The sequence below is a fragment of the Crocinitomicaceae bacterium genome (assembly GCA_016708105.1).
In the GTDB taxonomy this organism is placed as follows: Bacteria; Bacteroidota; Bacteroidia; order Flavobacteriales_D; family Crocinitomicaceae; genus JADJGJ01.
In genome coordinates, this window is the sequence record JADJGJ010000001.1 from 714280 (window position 1) to 730249 (window position 15970).

At 37.5% G+C, this 15970-nt stretch carries 20 protein-coding genes; 10 read left to right on the top strand and 10 right to left on the bottom strand.

Annotated features, from left to right (window positions below):
• Positions 1 to 323: 323 nt before the first annotated feature.
• Together IPH66_02980 and IPH66_02985 are read right to left on the bottom strand one after the other, a co-directional pair.
• Positions 324 to 779, bottom strand: coding sequence for a hypothetical protein (locus IPH66_02980; protein MBK7128315.1), 456 nt, complete (start codon positions 777 to 779; stop codon positions 324 to 326).
• Positions 780 to 988: 209 nt separating this feature from the next.
• Positions 989 to 1297: a hypothetical protein gene (locus IPH66_02985; GenBank protein MBK7128316.1), complete on the bottom strand. Its 309-nt coding sequence runs from the start codon at positions 1295 to 1297 to the stop codon at positions 989 to 991.
• 300 nt (positions 1298 to 1597) lie between these two features.
• Between IPH66_02985 and IPH66_02990 the strand changes: the two genes are divergently transcribed.
• Together IPH66_02990 and IPH66_02995 are read left to right on the top strand one after the other, a co-directional pair.
• Entirely contained in the window at positions 1598 to 1873 is a 276-nt protein-coding gene (locus IPH66_02990) for a hypothetical protein (GenBank protein MBK7128317.1), read from the top strand.
• Between the two features lie 4 nt (positions 1874 to 1877).
• On the top strand, positions 1878 to 2246 hold the full coding sequence (locus IPH66_02995; protein MBK7128318.1) for a LytTR family transcriptional regulator DNA-binding domain-containing protein: 369 nt from the start codon (positions 1878 to 1880) through the stop codon (positions 2244 to 2246).
• Between the two features lie 67 nt (positions 2247 to 2313).
• Here IPH66_02995 and IPH66_03000 read toward each other — a convergent pair whose 3' ends face one another.
• The gene (locus IPH66_03000; GenBank protein ID MBK7128319.1) at positions 2314 to 2862 is read right to left on the bottom strand and encodes a hypothetical protein; all 549 of its coding nucleotides are present in this window, start codon (positions 2860 to 2862) and stop codon (positions 2314 to 2316) included.
• A 258-nt stretch (positions 2863 to 3120) separates the two neighbouring features.
• Between IPH66_03000 and IPH66_03005 the strand changes: the two genes are divergently transcribed.
• Positions 3121 to 3930, top strand: coding sequence for a 2,3,4,5-tetrahydropyridine-2,6-dicarboxylate N-succinyltransferase (locus tag IPH66_03005; protein ID MBK7128320.1), 810 nt, complete (start codon positions 3121 to 3123; stop codon positions 3928 to 3930).
• Between the two features lie 828 nt (positions 3931 to 4758).
• Here the strand turns inward: IPH66_03005 and IPH66_03010 are convergent.
• The 5 genes from IPH66_03010 to IPH66_03030 all read right to left on the bottom strand — a co-directional run bounded on the left by IPH66_03010 (position 4759) and on the right by IPH66_03030 (position 7649).
• Positions 4759 to 5313 (bottom strand): transposase, encoded by a 555-nt coding sequence (locus tag IPH66_03010; protein ID MBK7128321.1) that lies wholly within the window; start codon positions 5311 to 5313, stop codon positions 4759 to 4761.
• Between the two features lie 303 nt (positions 5314 to 5616).
• Complete coding sequence (locus tag IPH66_03015; GenBank protein ID MBK7128322.1) at positions 5617 to 5880, bottom strand: hypothetical protein; 264 nt, start codon at positions 5878 to 5880, stop codon at positions 5617 to 5619.
• Positions 5881 to 5923: 43 nt separating this feature from the next.
• The gene (locus IPH66_03020; protein ID MBK7128323.1) at positions 5924 to 6655 is read right to left on the bottom strand and encodes a hypothetical protein; all 732 of its coding nucleotides are present in this window, start codon (positions 6653 to 6655) and stop codon (positions 5924 to 5926) included.
• Positions 6652 to 7071 carry a hypothetical protein gene (locus IPH66_03025; protein MBK7128324.1) on the bottom strand — a complete coding sequence of 140 codons (420 nt, stop codon included), beginning with the start codon at positions 7069 to 7071 and terminating at the stop codon, positions 6652 to 6654. Before IPH66_03025 ends, IPH66_03020 begins: the two co-directional genes overlap by 4 nt.
• On the bottom strand, positions 7056 to 7649 hold the full coding sequence (locus IPH66_03030; GenBank protein ID MBK7128325.1) for a nitroreductase: 594 nt from the start codon (positions 7647 to 7649) through the stop codon (positions 7056 to 7058). Before IPH66_03030 ends, IPH66_03025 begins: the two co-directional genes overlap by 16 nt.
• A 500-nt stretch (positions 7650 to 8149) precedes the next feature.
• On the opposite strand from IPH66_03030, the gene IPH66_03035 reads away from it, so the two are divergent.
• Positions 8150 to 8440 (top strand): DUF1778 domain-containing protein, encoded by a 291-nt coding sequence (locus tag IPH66_03035; protein MBK7128326.1) that lies wholly within the window; start codon positions 8150 to 8152, stop codon positions 8438 to 8440.
• 4 nt (positions 8441 to 8444) lie between these two features.
• Complete coding sequence (locus tag IPH66_03040) at positions 8445 to 8942, top strand: GNAT family N-acetyltransferase (protein MBK7128327.1); 498 nt, start codon at positions 8445 to 8447, stop codon at positions 8940 to 8942.
• A 287-nt stretch (positions 8943 to 9229) separates the two neighbouring features.
• Here the strand turns inward: IPH66_03040 and IPH66_03045 are convergent, their stop codons facing one another.
• Complete coding sequence (locus IPH66_03045; GenBank protein MBK7128328.1) at positions 9230 to 9706, bottom strand: DUF255 domain-containing protein; 477 nt, start codon at positions 9704 to 9706, stop codon at positions 9230 to 9232.
• Positions 9707 to 9763: 57 nt separating this feature from the next.
• On the opposite strand from IPH66_03045, the gene IPH66_03050 reads away from it, so the two are divergent.
• From IPH66_03050 to IPH66_03060, 3 genes are all read left to right on the top strand, one after another.
• Positions 9764 to 10780 carry an AMP-binding protein gene (locus tag IPH66_03050; GenBank protein MBK7128329.1) on the top strand — a complete coding sequence of 339 codons (1017 nt, stop codon included), beginning with the start codon at positions 9764 to 9766 and terminating at the stop codon, positions 10778 to 10780.
• Between the two features lie 277 nt (positions 10781 to 11057).
• The gene (locus IPH66_03055; protein MBK7128330.1) at positions 11058 to 12326 is read left to right on the top strand and encodes a TCR/Tet family MFS transporter; all 1269 of its coding nucleotides are present in this window, start codon (positions 11058 to 11060) and stop codon (positions 12324 to 12326) included.
• A 12-nt stretch (positions 12327 to 12338) separates the two neighbouring features.
• On the top strand, positions 12339 to 13184 hold the full coding sequence (locus IPH66_03060; protein ID MBK7128331.1) for a DUF2911 domain-containing protein: 846 nt from the start codon (positions 12339 to 12341) through the stop codon (positions 13182 to 13184).
• A 151-nt stretch (positions 13185 to 13335) separates the two neighbouring features.
• Here IPH66_03060 and IPH66_03065 read toward each other — a convergent pair whose 3' ends face one another.
• Positions 13336 to 15156, bottom strand: coding sequence for a M23 family metallopeptidase (locus tag IPH66_03065; protein ID MBK7128332.1), 1821 nt, complete (start codon positions 15154 to 15156; stop codon positions 13336 to 13338).
• Between the two features lie 131 nt (positions 15157 to 15287).
• Between IPH66_03065 and IPH66_03070 the strand changes: the two genes are divergently transcribed.
• Positions 15288 to 15620, top strand: a complete 333-nt coding sequence (locus tag IPH66_03070) for a hypothetical protein (protein ID MBK7128333.1) — start codon at positions 15288 to 15290, stop codon at positions 15618 to 15620.
• Entirely contained in the window at positions 15621 to 15908 is a 288-nt protein-coding gene (locus tag IPH66_03075) for a cell division protein ZapA (GenBank protein ID MBK7128334.1), read from the top strand. It begins immediately after the preceding gene.
• The last annotated feature ends 62 nt before the right edge of the window (positions 15909 to 15970 follow it).

Below are 15970 nucleotides of genomic sequence, written 5' to 3' on the forward strand. Positions count from 1 at the left end.
CACACTACCTAAATTATTAGCTATTCAACAAATTGCGGCTACTGCACGCAGTCGGACATGGTGTTGAAAAATCCCCCACAATTCCCAAAATATCATTTTCATTTTGGTCAGCTGCGCAGATTATACTAGTTGTAATCATAGTTGTTCCAATTTATAGCAAAGTATAATGCCGATGCAATAGCTGTTTAGGACATTTCATGGCCTATTACAGATATGCTTTCGGTATTACTAATTCTAATTCATTGTTGGTGCGTAGGCCAAAGTAGATGCTAATGAACTCGTTCAACCAATTGTTTTTTCTAATCATGAATTTTTTTTCAAATCTACACTTCATTCTTTTCTATTGCATTCACCTTTTCAAATTGTTTTGCTGCCAACCAAAAAACATATACATATATACCATTTAAAAGGATATTCAAAATGGAATGAATGTAAGGGAAAGTGTAACCCCAACCTTCGATATCACGAATAGTGAACATAAAAAACGTGCCTGAATAATAAAACAACCAGCCGCTAAATAACCAAAAGTATGGGTAAGAGGTTAATTTAATAGATTCATCTAAATGAAATATCTGTAGAAAAAAGTAAAGTGAAAGCGCCAGCATAGCCAAGCCTGCCACGCCGCGCGAAAAAAAATTCACCGTGTCTAAGCCTTCCAAATAAAATGAATCTAGCGCTGCAAAAGCAAGATAACATATACCAAAAATCCAAAGTGTTTTGGTGAGCCAGGTCTTGTTATAATACTTTGTACAAATGATGATGAAGAAAATCAATTCCATACTGCAGTGGATGTGAAAAAGAAATAGGTTGTGAATTCCATTGAGACTGAGAACTGAGGCAAAAACTTCAAGTACAAAATTGAGCATCAAAAAATAACCCAATAGTCTAAGCCTAAACTCTAAACGTTTAAAAAAAAACAGCGCGGCACTGAGGGCAATCAGTGCCGAGCCTTGAGAACCACTTATTAGAATGGATTCAGTCATTAAATTCAGCTATTCAGTGAATTTCTTATACCACATCTTGTTGGACAAGGTACAGACAAATCCCCCACAATTCCCAAAATATCATTTTCATTTTGGTCAGCTGCGCAGATAACTAATTCTAATTCATTGTTGGTGCTTAGGCCAAAGTAGAAGCGGATGCCTTTTGCGTTGGTTTGTCTTAAAATGTCTTCAAGCAATTCTCTACCAAAAAACCGTGCTTTAATTTGCATGGGATATGCAGCTCTGAAATTTGCAGTTAAAGCTGCACCTTGTGCAATGGTGATTGGATCACCTTCTGTTCCGTTAAATGCCATAATGTTAAATTTTTAAGGTTCATCACGAATATAATAGAATATTGCAATCAACATGTCGTATCAACAGGGTTTAACCAATTTTCACGAGCTAATAATCTGATATTCTAACTGATTAGTCAAGTTTAATTTATTGCTAAGCCGGATTTCAAATTTTAGATATGTCGGAAATCCGACAAAAATATTTTTTTACGTGTCGGTTTTCCGACATTTTCTCTGTTTTTTTTGTCGGTTTTCCGACATAAAATTGCGTAGTTTCCGCCATTTTTCGTATGGTTCAAGTCGGTAACTTTGACAACAGCAATGAGCGATAAAAAATCAAAATACTACGTTAATGTAAAAACTGAAAGCGATGGTTCACATCAAATGCATACCACGTATTGTGCATTCAGACCAAGTGCTGAATCTAATCGCATTGAAGTAGGAAAATTCTCATCATGCAATGAGGCATTGATAAAAGCTCATGCCATTTTTGATCTTGTTAGAGCATGTCATTTCTGCTGTCACGCATGCAGCGAATTAAATGCAAAAAACAAATTAACTCAAAATGGAGATTATTTAAACGGAACAAAAAAGTAAGTGTATGACAGACAACAATAAATTAGTGATCAACACCCCTACCGGTTTTTTTCTTTTACCTGCACCTACTATTCTTTATTGTAAAGAAGATCACCATACCTGTACCTTTTATGTCACCGGAAATACCGTGGTGCCTTCTGATAAATCACTCTCATTTTTTGAAGCAAAATTAGAAGACTGGGATTTCATACGTATCAATAAAACACTCATGGTAAATGTGAGTCATATAAAAAATCTCAAACAAGAAGATCAAACCTATCTCATTCTCTCAGATGATACACGCATACCTTTAACTAATAAAGGCCTTGCTCTGGTCTACGATAAAATCTTTCAGTTCAAGCGACCCAAGACTGAACTCGCTATGGTTGATTAGCGGTTAATTTTCCCATCCCGGTGTCTTTTTGATAAGGCATCGGGGAGTGAGGATGAGCACGATTTCTTTATCCCAAAATTTTCATTGATCGCATCATCTCAATACAAGGTTGCAACCACAGCTTATATCCTTTTTTGGGGGTGATGAATTCGCCTGATAAAATCATGCCTTTATAAATAGTAAAGAAAAAAAAGCGATATTTTTTCTCAGGTGAACGATGCATAATACCTAAGAAGCCAACATCGCGTCCGTCAATCATATCAACTCCATTTGAAAGTTCTTTCAACTTTAAATCCTGACTTAAAAATTCAGAAAGATAAGCAGCCTTCAAGCCAGTTACGGTTGCATCAGTCATCTCACTTTTCTTCATATAAAACGCCAGAGTACTTTCACGCAATGAATCACCATAGGCAACTTTAGGCATGCGCTCAGTGGTAAAATTTGTTTTCATTTCATGATCAAGCAAAGCTGAAAAATGAGATGGAATTTTAATTTCAATTTTATCACTCATCAATTTTATAGTCCCTAATTGAATGTCAATTTTTTTAGCCATCACTAAAAAAGAATTGAATAAAATGCCTGCAATAAAAAACAAACGAAGAGATAGATGATGCATAAGAAAAGGTTTGGTCAAATATACAAATCTCTCCTCACTCCTCTTTCCTCTCTCCGAAGGAGAGATGAAGTGACGTTAGTTCGCACTTTTTCTAAACCCTTGTGCTCTGGTCTTCCTCTCCTTGGGAGAGGACTGAGGAGAGGAAAAAGCGGTAACATGACCACGCACTTCTTTCCTCACGCCTGCGATAAAGCTTTGGGAAAAGTGTGAGCTGTCTGATGTCCTAATTCCTCCCTATATTTGAAAAAAAATCACAGCATGCAAAGCATCATTGAACAAGCCTGGGAGAATAGGTCACTACTTGAAAATAAAGAAGTGCAACAAGCAATAGAATCAGTCATTGCGCAACTTGACTCGGGTGCGCTGCGGGTTGCTCAACCTGAACCTGACGGAACATGGAAAGTGAATGAGTGGATAAAAAAAGCAGTCGTACTTTATTTCCCTATTCGCAAAATGGAAACTATTGAAGTAGGACCTTTTGAGTTTCATGATAAAATGGCGCTCAAAAAAAACTATAAAGAAAAAGGAGTACGCGTGGTACCACATGCCATTGCTCGTTATGGTGCGTATATTTCAAAAGGTGTGATCATGATGCCATCCTATGTGAACATTGGTGCTTACGTTGATGAAGGAACCATGGTTGATACGTGGGCAACGGTAGGATCTTGTGCACAAATTGGAAAAAATGTTCACCTCAGTGGTGGGGTTGGCATTGGTGGAGTCTTGGAACCTTTGCAAGCTGCTCCGGTAATTATTGAAGACAATGCTTTTATTGGTTCTCGCTGTATTGTTGTTGAAGGGGTGCGCGTTGGTAAAGAAGCTGTACTTGGTGCTAACGTTGTATTGACCAAATCAACAAAAATTATTGATGTAACACAAAATGACCCCATTGAATTAAAAGGCTACGTGCCTGAACGAAGTGTCGTTATTCCGGGTTCATACACTAAAAAATTTCCGGCCGGTGATTATCAAGTACCATGTGCATTAATTATTGGTAAGCGAAAAGCAAGTACTGATTTGAAAACATCACTTAATGATGCCCTCAGAGAAAATGATGTGGCTGTGTAAAATTTATGTTTCGCGATTAAACGCGAAGCCACAGGGGTTTGTGGTCCACTAATGATAAAACCAGCCTCCATAATTACTCAATAAATTCAGTTTTCATTCTGAGCAACTATCAAGAATTCAATTCTCTGATCTATTTTTTTTTATACTCTGAAAGATTAACTTGATCTATTCTTTAAGTTTTATGGTAGATCCTCAACAGTGGTTGACAGATCCTCAATAGTGGCTGACAGATCCTCAATAGTGGCTTCGCGATTAATCGCGAAGCCACTGGGGTTTGTGTTCCACTAATGATAAAACCAGCCTCAATAATAACTCAATGAATTCAGTTTTCATTCTGAGCAACTATCAAGAATTCTATTCTCTGATCTATTTTTTTTATACTCTGAAGGATTAACTTGATCTATTCTTTAAGTTTTATGGTAGATCTCCACAGTGGCTGGCAGATCCTCAAAAGTGGCTGGCAGATCCTCCAAAGTGGCTGGCAGATCTTCAACAGTGGTTGACAGATCCCCAACAGTGGCTGGCAGATCCTCAATAGTGGCTTCGCGATTAATCGCGAAGCCACTGGGAAGTTACTCTGAAGCCACTGGGAATTTACTCTGAAGCCACTGGGAATTTACTCTGAAGCCACTGGGAATTTACTCTGAAGCCACTGGGAATTTACTCTGAAGCCACAGGGAATTTACTCTGAAGCCACAGGGAAGTTACTAGCCCCCACGGGAAGCTACTGGGGGGGTGTGATCCACAGCTGTTAGCCCCAAATTCTATAATCACTCACAGAATTCGGTCTTCATCCTGTACTCTATTGTCAGGAATTAATTTTGATTATCAGTCACTTTTTTTGTACTTTGAAGGGTTGTTTTTGATGTATTTTGTGATCCGCTGAAAGGCATTTTCATCTCTAATAACATGATCATAGAATCTACTTTGCCATGAAAATGCTCGATTGAATTTTCTTATTTCGAAAGTAGATCTTCCTTTAAACCATCTAATAACTCGAGAAATATTTTGATGTAACATTGGATTTTTTTCTCCACAAACTCCTCCTCTTTCTTTTATAAATTCTGAATGATTATAAGGATATTCAATCTTTGTCATTGGGCATTCAATGTGCCTGATATTTGACCTTTGAATTTTTAGAATACCATGAAAATGATCCGGCATCACAACAAATTCTTCAAGAAGAATGTAGTCAAATTGAAGTGGGATCGACCGCCAAATTTTGTCTACTACTAAACCTGCCTCGCTTAAAATCATTTTGCCATCTACAACTTCACCAAAATGATTTACTCTGCCCTCAACACAAATGGTAATAAAATATAAACCATTCCAACTGTAATTCCAATTTTTAAGTCGTGGTAATGTATCACCAAATCTCTTCATAATCCATCTCACCTTTGATATTCAACCGGTGCGAAACTACAATATTTTTCATACCAAAATTATTCCCATGAAAAAAAATTCATCTGGGTTGACAAAAAATTGATTGTAGTAGCTTTAAAAACTTTGGATCCTTTGGTTATAAAGTGAATGTCAAAAAATCACATCCCATTCTTGATTTTAGTTTGGAAAGTATCATAGTTCTGAAATGTGGCTTCCCTATTATATATCCAGAATAGTGGCTTCCCTATTACATATCCAGAACAGTGGCTTCCCTATTCTATATCCAGAACAGTGGCTTCGCGATTAATCGCGAAGCCACAAAGCCACAAAGCCACAAAGCCACAAAGCCACAAAGCCACAAAGCCACAAAGCCACAAAGCCACAAAGCCACAAAGCCACAAAGCCACAAAGCCACAAAGCCACAAAGCCACAAAGCCACAAAGCCACAAAGCCACAAAGCCACAAAGCCACAAAGCCACAAAGCCACAAAGCCACAAAGCCACAAAGCCACAAAGCCATGAAGCCATGAAGCCACAAAGCCACAAAGGCACTTGACCAATAGGCCACTGAGTAGTGAGGTTATTAGAATATTTAAATTATTTCTTTAGCCTTAATTTGCAGTAGCAGATTTTTCAGCCTTTTCAGGAAAAAAATATCGGAAATCCAAAGTTAGGTAACTGCCCTGTACTTTATCAATTGCAACTGTTTTGCCACCTTGAAATTCATAAGCCATCGCCATGCGCATAATGTAAGTAAATGGCTGATGAAAAGATGTGCCTACGTAAAAATATCCCTTGCCTCTCGTGCGATATTCAAAACCTAAATTTGCAAGCAAAGCACCTTGCATTTTACTATTGTAGGCACCTTCTTGGGTAAATAATTCTCCCTCGCCTAAAGGATAAACCGTGCGCACATTTGATGTAAACAGGGTGAGTGCTGTACCCAGTGAAGTGTTCATGTAAAACTGTTCGCCCAGCCGAATGTAAATTAAACATGAAAGCGGAATTTCATAACTCACTATACCAACTTTTCCGGTTGAGGCTAATCCTGAATCAGCCACCTCAAAATTTAACCCAAAAAATCGTTGTGTAAAATTTATTCCTGTTTCCAAACTAATCATGTTGTTCAATCCATGTCTCACCACCCCGCCATAACAATGCCCAAGTTTTTGCTTTATTGATGACACCAGTTGTCCCTCATTAAAATCTTGCGTATAAGTACCAATCATACGATTAGGTATTATGGGTTTATATTGCAAGCCAAAAGTGGTTACCCCTTTTTGGCTGAACAAATTTGTAGTCAGCAAGAGCAACATCACAACCAATAAATTTTTAAAACTCATAAAGTATCCCTCCCAATAAATGTAGTTGAATCAACTCGTTCGGCATCATTTTTATCAGGCATTTTGTCTTTATTTTTTACATATCCAATGAGGGCAAATACGGCAAGCAGCAGCACAAAAATAATTACACTGTATCGCAAAAAATTATTTTTCACCATGGGTACTTTCATTGCCCTTGTCACCATAGCGTTGGCACGGTTTGCCTCATCCATGCTGCTTTCAGCAACGGCAAATAAATACATTAAACCGGTGTCGGTTTCTTCTGTATCTTTTTCATACCAAGTTTTGGTTTTAAGCAATTCAGCTTCAAAAATTCCGGCTTCTTTTACTGTATTAAAACCAAACACCATGTAGTTTGGGTTTTCAGGGTGCCGCCTATAATTCACCAAACCAAATGATCCTATTTTTCTACCCATTTTGTAAAATATTCAATTGGTTTGCGTCGTGATTTTGGCCATTCCAAACCATCTTTTAAATAGCCAATATAAAACAGCCCCAAACATTTATCCTGTTCATTCAATGCTAAAAATTGATTCATTTCAGGCTTGTAAATCAACTCAGGGGTTGCCCAAAATGAACCTAATCCCCATGCTGTGCAGGTGAGGTACATATTTTGAATTGCACACGCAACGGCTTCAATTTCTTCCAACTCTGAAATTTTACTTTTATCATCACGTTTTAATGACACTGCCACAACAGCACCTGCAAGTAGCGGACGTGATTTTAATTTCTCTTTTTTCTCTGCGTTAAATTTTTCAGGCGGCGTAATTTGTTCGTAACATCCAGCCAAAAAGTCTGATAATTTTTTCAATCCATCACCTGTAAACACAGTAAATGTCCATGGTTGAGTTAAACCATGCGTGGGTGCCCATATTGCATTATTCAGTATAGTTTCCACTTGCTCACGCTGCACTTTTCTGCTTGAATACATTTCAGGCACCACCGTGCGTCGGTCTCTAATCACCGCTGTAATTTCACTCAAGTTGTATTTCATTATTCAATCTAATTTTTAATGTAAATTATATCTCACTCCACAAAAAAAAAATAGCTTCATCCGGTTTTCTCTATCATGTATTCTTAACCAACCTCATACAAACAATCATCATCAATTTCATCTAATCACATGTATTTCTAAAACAATTTTTGCTTTCGCATAAAGCTGTTTAACAAAGGTAGCCAATAATAAGTGAAGCATTATCAACAAAGAATTTTTCAGGGCGTGCCCCAGCATCATGTATCGTCTTTCAATATATGTTTATTGGGCTGGGTCGGGCTTTCCGTTACAAGTCCTCTGCCCCGCTAAAAACGCCGGTCATGCGGGCTTTCCACTGCAATCCCTCACGCGGTTTGGTGTTTAACTATAAAATCAATGAGGTTTCTTAAATTATCTATTCAAATGCATAAAATTAATTACTTTCAATATGTACAGATATTTTCCGTACATAAATCTGTTTGTACGGATTAATTGCGTATCTTTGTGAAAATTACGCTACAATGAAAACAGCAATAAAAGAACATGCCAGGTTTGACGCAAGGCTGCCTAAAGAACAAAAACAATTCTTTGAAAAAGCAGCATTTTTGGGTGGGTACAGAAATCTAACCGATTTTATAATTATTGCAGCACAGGAAAAAGCGAAGGAAATAATTAAAGAGAAAGAGCAGATAATTGCTTCTGAAAAAGACAGTCAAATATTCTTCAACGCCATAACCAAGTCAAAAAAACCGTCAAAAACTTTGAAAAATGCCTTAGTTGATTATAATGCATTTGTTTCCGGTTCAAAATAAATCTATGATAGAATTATTGAGCAAAAAGCATAACAAAAATGAGTTTGATTGCGAACAAGAATTGCTAAATAACTATTTAAAGTTTCAAGCCGGACAAGACATCAAAAGAAAATTATCTGCATGTTTTGTGTTGGCTGATAAAAAAACCTGGTGCATTCAGGGATATTATACCTTGTCTAACAACAGTGTACCGCTGAACAGCTTTCCTGAAGCAATCATGAGCAAGTTTCCTCCATCGTATAAATTTATACCAACCACTTTATTGGGACGCTTAGCCATAGATAAAAACTTTAAAGGAAAGGGCTTGGGTAAAATTTTACTTATAGACGCTCTGAAAAGAAGTTATGCACTATCAAAAGAAATCGGTTCGTTCGCAGTTGTTGTTGACCCTATTGACAAGCAAGCCGAATTGTTTTACAAAAAGTATGACTTTATAAAACTGCCTGATAGTGAAAAAATGTTCATTGCCATTAAAACTCTGCAATATCTTTTTGAAAAATAAACCGGCTAATCATCATGCTAAATTGTTTTCAGTGTCATGTGATGCGTTGAGGCTATAATTCTGAAAAATAAATCTAAATGATCAGTGCAGGTGCAAGCTAAAATCAAATTCCGCAGCAAGCTACCGATAATTAGCTCCATGGTTTTCTTAATCCAATTCTGATACGTTAATGGGATTAGCTAAAGAAACCCTTTGACATTTCCTTCAAATAAAATTGTCATCTATTGCTGTAAGAAAATAATTTTTCTATTCAACAATTCTCTCTTGCTTCAAAGAATAAAATGACACTATTTGTCTTTCTTACCAAAAGCCGTTTCACCCACTTTAATCAAAGCCTCAGGCTCTTGATAACCTAATGATTGGTGCACTACTTCTTCATCAGCGTTTATAAAATAAAGCGTTGGATAGGCTTCCAAATTAAATTTTGAACTCAGACGTGGTCCATCTGCATTTTTTTCCATATCCATTTTTACGTTAATGAAATGTTCATTGAAATAGGTACCCACTGCATCATCTGTAAAGGTATATGCTGTCATGCGTTTACACGGACCGCACCATGATGCAAATGCATCCAGAAAAATGAGTTTGTTATCATCCTCTGATTTTTTCAGTGCCTCAGCCCAGGTACCTTTAAAAAATGAAATACCAACTTGTGTTGACTCATCCACCTTTTTAAGTGAACGGCCTGAATATTCAACTCCTGTAGAGGCCATGGTCATTGTGCCTGCGCACATCATACCTATCATCCAAATCTTTTTTATCATACTTTGAGTTTTTATGGTGTTATCTTTGATCTTACTTTTATAACAAAATCTATTCCATTGTACAAAGGTATCTATATGACGGAGGGAATTACCGAATCTTACATTGAGGAGGTAAATAATTTTATTCGTTCATTTGAATCCTATGAACCACGTTTTGATATTCAAACCAGTGGTTCAACAGGTGCGCCTAAAACGATTTCATTTTCAAAAAATCAAGTCATAGCCTCAGCACAATTTACAGGCGCATTCTTTCAATTCAATTCAACTGATGCCGTATTACTGAATCTTTCACCGCGTTTTGTTGCAGGTAAATTAATGATAGCGCGTGCACTTACCTATAAAATGAAATTGTTGCTTGCGCCGGTGAGTGAAAATCCTTTACTGCACATGGATAAATTTCCGTTCCCAATCAAACTGGCTGCCTTTGTTCCGCATCAGGTTGAAGCTATTTTAAACAATGAACGTACCAGGAATTTATACAATCAAATTGAACATGTTTTAATTGGTGGTACACATATTCATCCACAACTTGAAAAGCACATTGCACGGCAAAATAATAAAGCCTGGGCAAGTTTTGGTATGACTGAAACTCTTACTCACATTGCCCTCCGTCTTATTGATGGCAAAACCAAAGACTATACTTGTCTTCCGGGATATCAAATCAGTACTGATCAAAACCAATGTTTGGTGGTTGAACCTAACGCGGTTGTTGAAAAGCAATTGTTCACGCATGATATCATTGAACTCACCACACAAAACTCATTCCATTGGCTGGGCAGGTTTGACCATGTAATCAATTCAGGGGGCATTAAAATATTCCCTGAAACGGATGAAAAATTAATTGCATCTCTGCTCTCTGATCACCCTTTTTATATCAGCTCAGCATCAGATGTGAAATATGGTGAAATCCCCGTTTTAGTAGTTGAAAATTTGTCGCTTTCATCAGCACAAACTGATCATCTGCTCGCAAGTATTGCTGCTATTTTACCCGCATATCATGCACCTAAAAAAATTATTACCCTTCAAAATTTTCAGCGCACAGCCAACGGAAAACTTATACGCACTAAATTTTAAGAGGGCTTAGGGCATAGAGATTAGGAGTTAGCACTTAGGCGTTAAGATTTTGGAGTTAGAGATAGACAGAGATACTATAGATTTGGTGTTAGACAGAACACTTTTTTCCCCTAACCCCTAATCCCTAATCCCTAATCCCTAACCCCTAATCCCTAACCCCTAATCCCTAACCCCTAATCCCTAACCCCTTTTTTAATACCTTTACCCAAATTTTCAAGGAGTGGACAACCTGAATAATTCCGGATTAACTGATGATAGTCAGCTTCTGGACCAAGGCATAGTTAATGACGCAGCGCAATCCAGGCGATCGTTAACATTTATTTTCTTTACCGTTTTGGTAGACGTTATTGGTATTGGACTTATCATTCCTGTTATTCCAACGCTGTTACAAAAACTTTCAGGTGCTGATCTCTCACAGGCAGCTTGGATTGGAGGTCTGCTAATGATATCATTTTCCGGCATGCAATTTTTATTTGCTCCTGTGTTGGGTGAGTTAAGTGATCGTTTTGGTCGCCGTCCGGTTTTGCTTTTTGCGTTGTTTGGTTTGGGCATAGATTATTTTTTGCATGCTTATGCGCCTTCGTTGGGGTGGTTATTTGCCGGACGTCTCATTGCCGGCATTGGAGGTGCAAGTTTCACGGTTGCGACATCGTATATTGCCGACGTAAGTTCGTCTGAAAACAAGGCAAAAAATTTCGGTCTTATTGGTGCTGCCTTTGGTATTGGTTTCATTCTCGGACCGGTCATAGGAGGTTTTTGTGCGCGGTGGGGTGTTCAGGTTCCTTTTTTTGTAGCAGGCATTTTAACTCTTCTAAATTTTGCTTACGGGCTTGCTTTTATTCCTGAATCTCTTCCTCCGGCCCGACGCAGAAAAATTAATTTCATGAAGATGATTCCTTTTGTTTCACTAATTAATCTTGGAAAATATAAACCCGTATTAGGAATGATTATGGCTTTTTCATTAGTCAATCTGGCCGGACAAGTAATGCCCGCAATTTGGTCATTCTTCACCATGAAAATGTATAATTGGAATGAAACATGGGTAGGCATCAGTTTAGGTGTGGTTGGATTATTAGTGGGTATTGTTCAAGCCGTACTCATCGGCATTATTGTCAAATCACTTGGCAGTAAAAAAGTTATTATGCTAGGTTTTTTCTGTTGGACTGTTGGTATGATTCTTTTCTGTTCTGCCATGTATGAATGGATTCTGCTGATTGCTTTATTTCCTTATGTGCTGGGCGGTATAGCAGGGCCAACTATGCAAGGTATGTTATCAAATTCAGTCTCACCATCTGAACAAGGAAATTTACAGGGCACACTCACGCAACTCATGAGTTTAAATACGATCATTGGACCACTCATGTACACAGCATTATTTTATCAATTTACCACTGCTACGGCTACATTATATTTTCCAGGTGTTCCTTTTGCTGCTGCAAGTATTTTTGTTGTCATCGCATTTATCATCATCACGTTTGCTTTGAGAAAATTTAATGAACCTGTGAACAATAAATCTTCATCTGAATTAATAAAAGAAATACACTAAATAAATACAACTATGATCAAACCAATTTTATCTGCACTAATTCTAACGGTATCAACACTTGTCATAGGCCAAGAATTGCCTAAACTCAGTCCGCTTTCAAAATCTGAAAACACCGTGGGTTTAACCAAAATTTCACTTGAATATTCTAGACCAAGCGTACGTGGTCGGGTAATTTTTGGAGAACTGGTTCCATACAATGAAGTTTGGAGATTGGGAGCTAATGCACCATCTAAATTTACCTGTTCATCTGATCTTATGTTTCCATCTGCAAACAACGCGGTGTTGCCAGCGGGTACGTATGCCGTTTTTGCTTTTCCTTCTGAAAATAAAAATTGGCAAATAGTTTTCAATACTGATACTGAGCAATGGGGTGCTGGAAATTATGATTCGTTAAAAAATATAGTGACAGTTCAAGTTACCGCACAAGATTGTCAACATACTGAAACCTTGTTGATGGAAATTAATGATATCACCACTTCAGGTGCAAGTCTCATCATTGCTTGGGATAAGCTGAAAGTGACAGTTCCTTTCACAGTAGACACCGATGCGTTGGCTAAAAAAAATATTGATGCCGCTGTTGCTGAAGGCAAAGATTTGGATAAAGTGTATGCATCTGCTGCCAATTATTATTTCAATATTAAAAATGATCTTACCACTTCGCTTGACTACATTAACAAATCAATTGAACTGAATAAGTCGTATTCTAACGTTTTCTTAAAAGCCCGCATTTTGTATGCGCAAGGTGATAAAAAAGAGGCGATGAAATTAGGTAAAGAAGCGGCAGCACTGGCTGAAGAAGCAGGCAAAGATACCTGGGTTGACTATATCAACGAAACCATTTCAAGCTGGAAAGATTGAAGTTGGCGAGGTGATATATACTATTCCACAAATTGAATTGTCACCATATTTTTATCCTGAGCGTTTGGGCGAATTTATTTCGCCCAAACTTCAGTATATGCAAATCAAAATACTTCCTGCATATTTTTTCGCATGTGAATTAGCTTTGTCGTCAATAAACGACTGTCCACGCCATATCAGTCACATTTCCTTTGGTGTCTGTTGCGGTGATACGTAATTTGTTATTGCCTGTGCGCAGCAAAGGTTTACTATGTTTGTCAATCGGAATGATGTAGCGTTGTTCTCGCCGATCGTATTCCATCAAAATCCATTTACCGTTGAGGTAGGCTTTGTATTCTGAAACGCCTGAAAGGTTATCGGTGATGGTGACTTGCATGTTTCTGAATTTGGTAATTATTTTTCCTTCAGTAAAATCTACCGGAGTAATAATAGGCGCAATAGTGTCTACCACCAAAACAAATTTTCCAAAATTTCGTGGATTGGCTTCAACCCAGCCATCAACATAATCTCCACCAACATAAGACAATTTATTTTTATCATTGATTATACCAACAGCCAGTTTGTAAATCGGAAAATTATTACGCAAAGCAGGTACTTTAATTCGCACATCAAATCGCTCTTGTATAGGAATACTATTTTCACAAAACTGAAATATGTTGCTTAGTTTGGTTGAATCTGTAATGCGTTTAAAAATTTTTTGCACCGGTTCATAAAATGTAGCGGGTTCCATCAGTACTTGAAAATCATCGGTTAGATATACATTGACAGAATCAGGGAAAAAATAATCATCAGTTTTTTCAAATGGATTTTTTGAAAATGTGCCTGTTGGTTTTTGAATTGAAAAACTCAGAGTTGTTTTATTCCCGTGAGCATCATACGCATTGAATGTGTAGTTACCTTCACATTGTTCCCATGCAATAATTCCATTCGTTTTTAAATACATGGCAAGTGGGTTGACAACAGTTTTAAAATGTTTGTGAATGTGTCGGTTGTTGTCATTGAATTCTGCGTAATCTTGATGAGTATTTAAAAATCGGTTGTGATCAAAATCTACTGATTCTATTTTCATTTCGTGTAAGGTAGTTTGATCTTTGGCAAGTTCAGTATGATAAATACCACACACGTTGCCGGCGCCATTTAATTTATCATTGGTATTGAAGCCAAAAGCCAGAAATGCATTTTCAGTGAGTAGACTGTTAATCTCAATTGGATTGCCTTCATTGACAATAATTTTTCCATCAAGAAGTTTACAAGGCAGATACATAGATTTACCCGGAATCATATATCCTTTTTCAGTCACTGCATAAAGTTTGATACCTGTAATGGTTGGCTTTGTAGTGTCAGGAATTTTAACTCGGAAACACTTAAATAAAAGTGGGTTTAGCGCATGTTCTGTTTCTGTTTCTCGTATTTCAAAATGAAGATGCGGAGCTGAGGAGCTACCTGAATTTCCGGATAAGCCAATGATTTGACCCTTCTTTACATAAATAGAATCTGCTCGTACATCTTCATCTAAAATATATTTCTCATTTTTTGCCTGATGCAAGTAAGCTATTGAATCAATTTCATCATTGAATGATTGCATGTGCGCATACACGCTGGTGAGTCCGTTTGGATGATCAATATACACTGCAAGACCATAACCCCAGGGTGAAATTCGAATGCGTGATACAATACCATCTTCAATTGCATAGAGTTTTTGTCCTTCAGCGCCAAGTGTTTTTATATCCAATCCTGTGTGAAAATGATTATCGCGCATTTCACCAAAATTTCCTGCAAGAATCAAATCAATATTCATGGGCGCATGAAAATCATAGGTATCATACGGAATATTTTTTGGCGTATAGGTTTGTGCTGATATGTCTTCAAAGAAAAAAAATGACACAATACAAAACATGCATCTTACAATAAATTTTGTCTCTGCAAAAATTGATTTTGCAAGATTAGGATTAGATGCAGTGCGTATTTTCATTTTGTATGCAGATAATTTTAATTGTACCAAATTTAATACCATGATAACCCTGTCTGACAGGCAGCCTAGGCAGCTTATTAAAAGAGCGTTTTTAATATTTAAAGCCGGACAGCTTTGAAAATGGCGTAAGTATGCCTAAATTTGCTCTTATTACATTGACAAGAGGCACTATGTCAGACACCAAAGAATTGATTGAGCAATTGAATGTAAGGGTTGATAAACTCATTCAACGCATAGCTGAATCCAATGCGCTTTCTGCAAAGAAAGATGCTGAAATAGTCTCTCTCACTGAACAATTGCGTCAAAAAGATCAAGCAGTTGCTGACCTTTCAGCCGAGCTTACATCCCTCAAAGATGAAAGGAATAATACAGTAAAACTTGAAAATGATCAATTGAAAGTGCGCATCAATGAAATGGTAAGGGAAATTGACGAATGTATTTCTTTACTGAAGGTTGGAAACTAAATGGATAAGACATCACTGAAAATAATTATTGCCGGAAGGACTTATCCACTTACAATAAACAAAGAGGAGGAGGAGGCTGTGCGCGCTGCAGCAGAACGTATCAATGCAAATATTCAGAAATTGCAAGGTACCTATGCTGTAAAAGATATGCAAGATTTGCTGGCCATGACAGCACTGCAATTAGCCGTTCAGGTTCGCCATCAGGCTGAAGCTCCCACTCTCATCAACCCTCAGTTTGAGGAAGACATCCAAAAAATAATTTACAAAATTGACGCACAGTTGCACTAGTAGCTTGTGTCTTTGCAGTTTCCCGATTGGTGCTCATTTACCTGACACTGACGGGATTTTTA

Coding starts and splice junctions, on each gene's coding strand:
- IPH66_02980 (MBK7128315.1), bottom strand. CDS start 779: ATGGAATTGATTTTCTTCATCATCATTTGTACAAAGTATTATAACAAG.
- IPH66_02985 (MBK7128316.1), bottom strand. CDS start 1,297: ATGGCATTTAACGGAACAGAAGGTGATCCAATCACCATTGCACAAGGT.
- IPH66_02990 (MBK7128317.1), top strand. CDS start 1,598: ATGAGCGATAAAAAATCAAAATACTACGTTAATGTAAAAACTGAAAGC.
- IPH66_02995 (MBK7128318.1), top strand. CDS start 1,878: ATGACAGACAACAATAAATTAGTGATCAACACCCCTACCGGTTTTTTT.
- IPH66_03000 (MBK7128319.1), bottom strand. CDS start 2,862: ATGCATCATCTATCTCTTCGTTTGTTTTTTATTGCAGGCATTTTATTC.
- IPH66_03005 (MBK7128320.1), top strand. CDS start 3,121: ATGCAAAGCATCATTGAACAAGCCTGGGAGAATAGGTCACTACTTGAA.
- IPH66_03010 (MBK7128321.1), bottom strand. CDS start 5,313: ATGAAGAGATTTGGTGATACATTACCACGACTTAAAAATTGGAATTAC.
- IPH66_03020 (MBK7128323.1), bottom strand. CDS start 6,655: ATGAGTTTTAAAAATTTATTGGTTGTGATGTTGCTCTTGCTGACTACA.
- IPH66_03025 (MBK7128324.1), bottom strand. CDS start 7,071: ATGGGTAGAAAAATAGGATCATTTGGTTTGGTGAATTATAGGCGGCAC.
- IPH66_03030 (MBK7128325.1), bottom strand. CDS start 7,649: ATGAAATACAACTTGAGTGAAATTACAGCGGTGATTAGAGACCGACGC.
- IPH66_03035 (MBK7128326.1), top strand. CDS start 8,150: ATGAAAACAGCAATAAAAGAACATGCCAGGTTTGACGCAAGGCTGCCT.
- IPH66_03040 (MBK7128327.1), top strand. CDS start 8,445: ATGATAGAATTATTGAGCAAAAAGCATAACAAAAATGAGTTTGATTGC.
- IPH66_03045 (MBK7128328.1), bottom strand. CDS start 9,706: ATGATAAAAAAGATTTGGATGATAGGTATGATGTGCGCAGGCACAATG.
- IPH66_03060 (MBK7128331.1), top strand. CDS start 12,339: ATGATCAAACCAATTTTATCTGCACTAATTCTAACGGTATCAACACTT.
- IPH66_03065 (MBK7128332.1), bottom strand. CDS start 15,156: ATGAAAATACGCACTGCATCTAATCCTAATCTTGCAAAATCAATTTTT.
- IPH66_03070 (MBK7128333.1), top strand. CDS start 15,288: ATGCCTAAATTTGCTCTTATTACATTGACAAGAGGCACTATGTCAGAC.
- IPH66_03075 (MBK7128334.1), top strand. CDS start 15,621: ATGGATAAGACATCACTGAAAATAATTATTGCCGGAAGGACTTATCCA.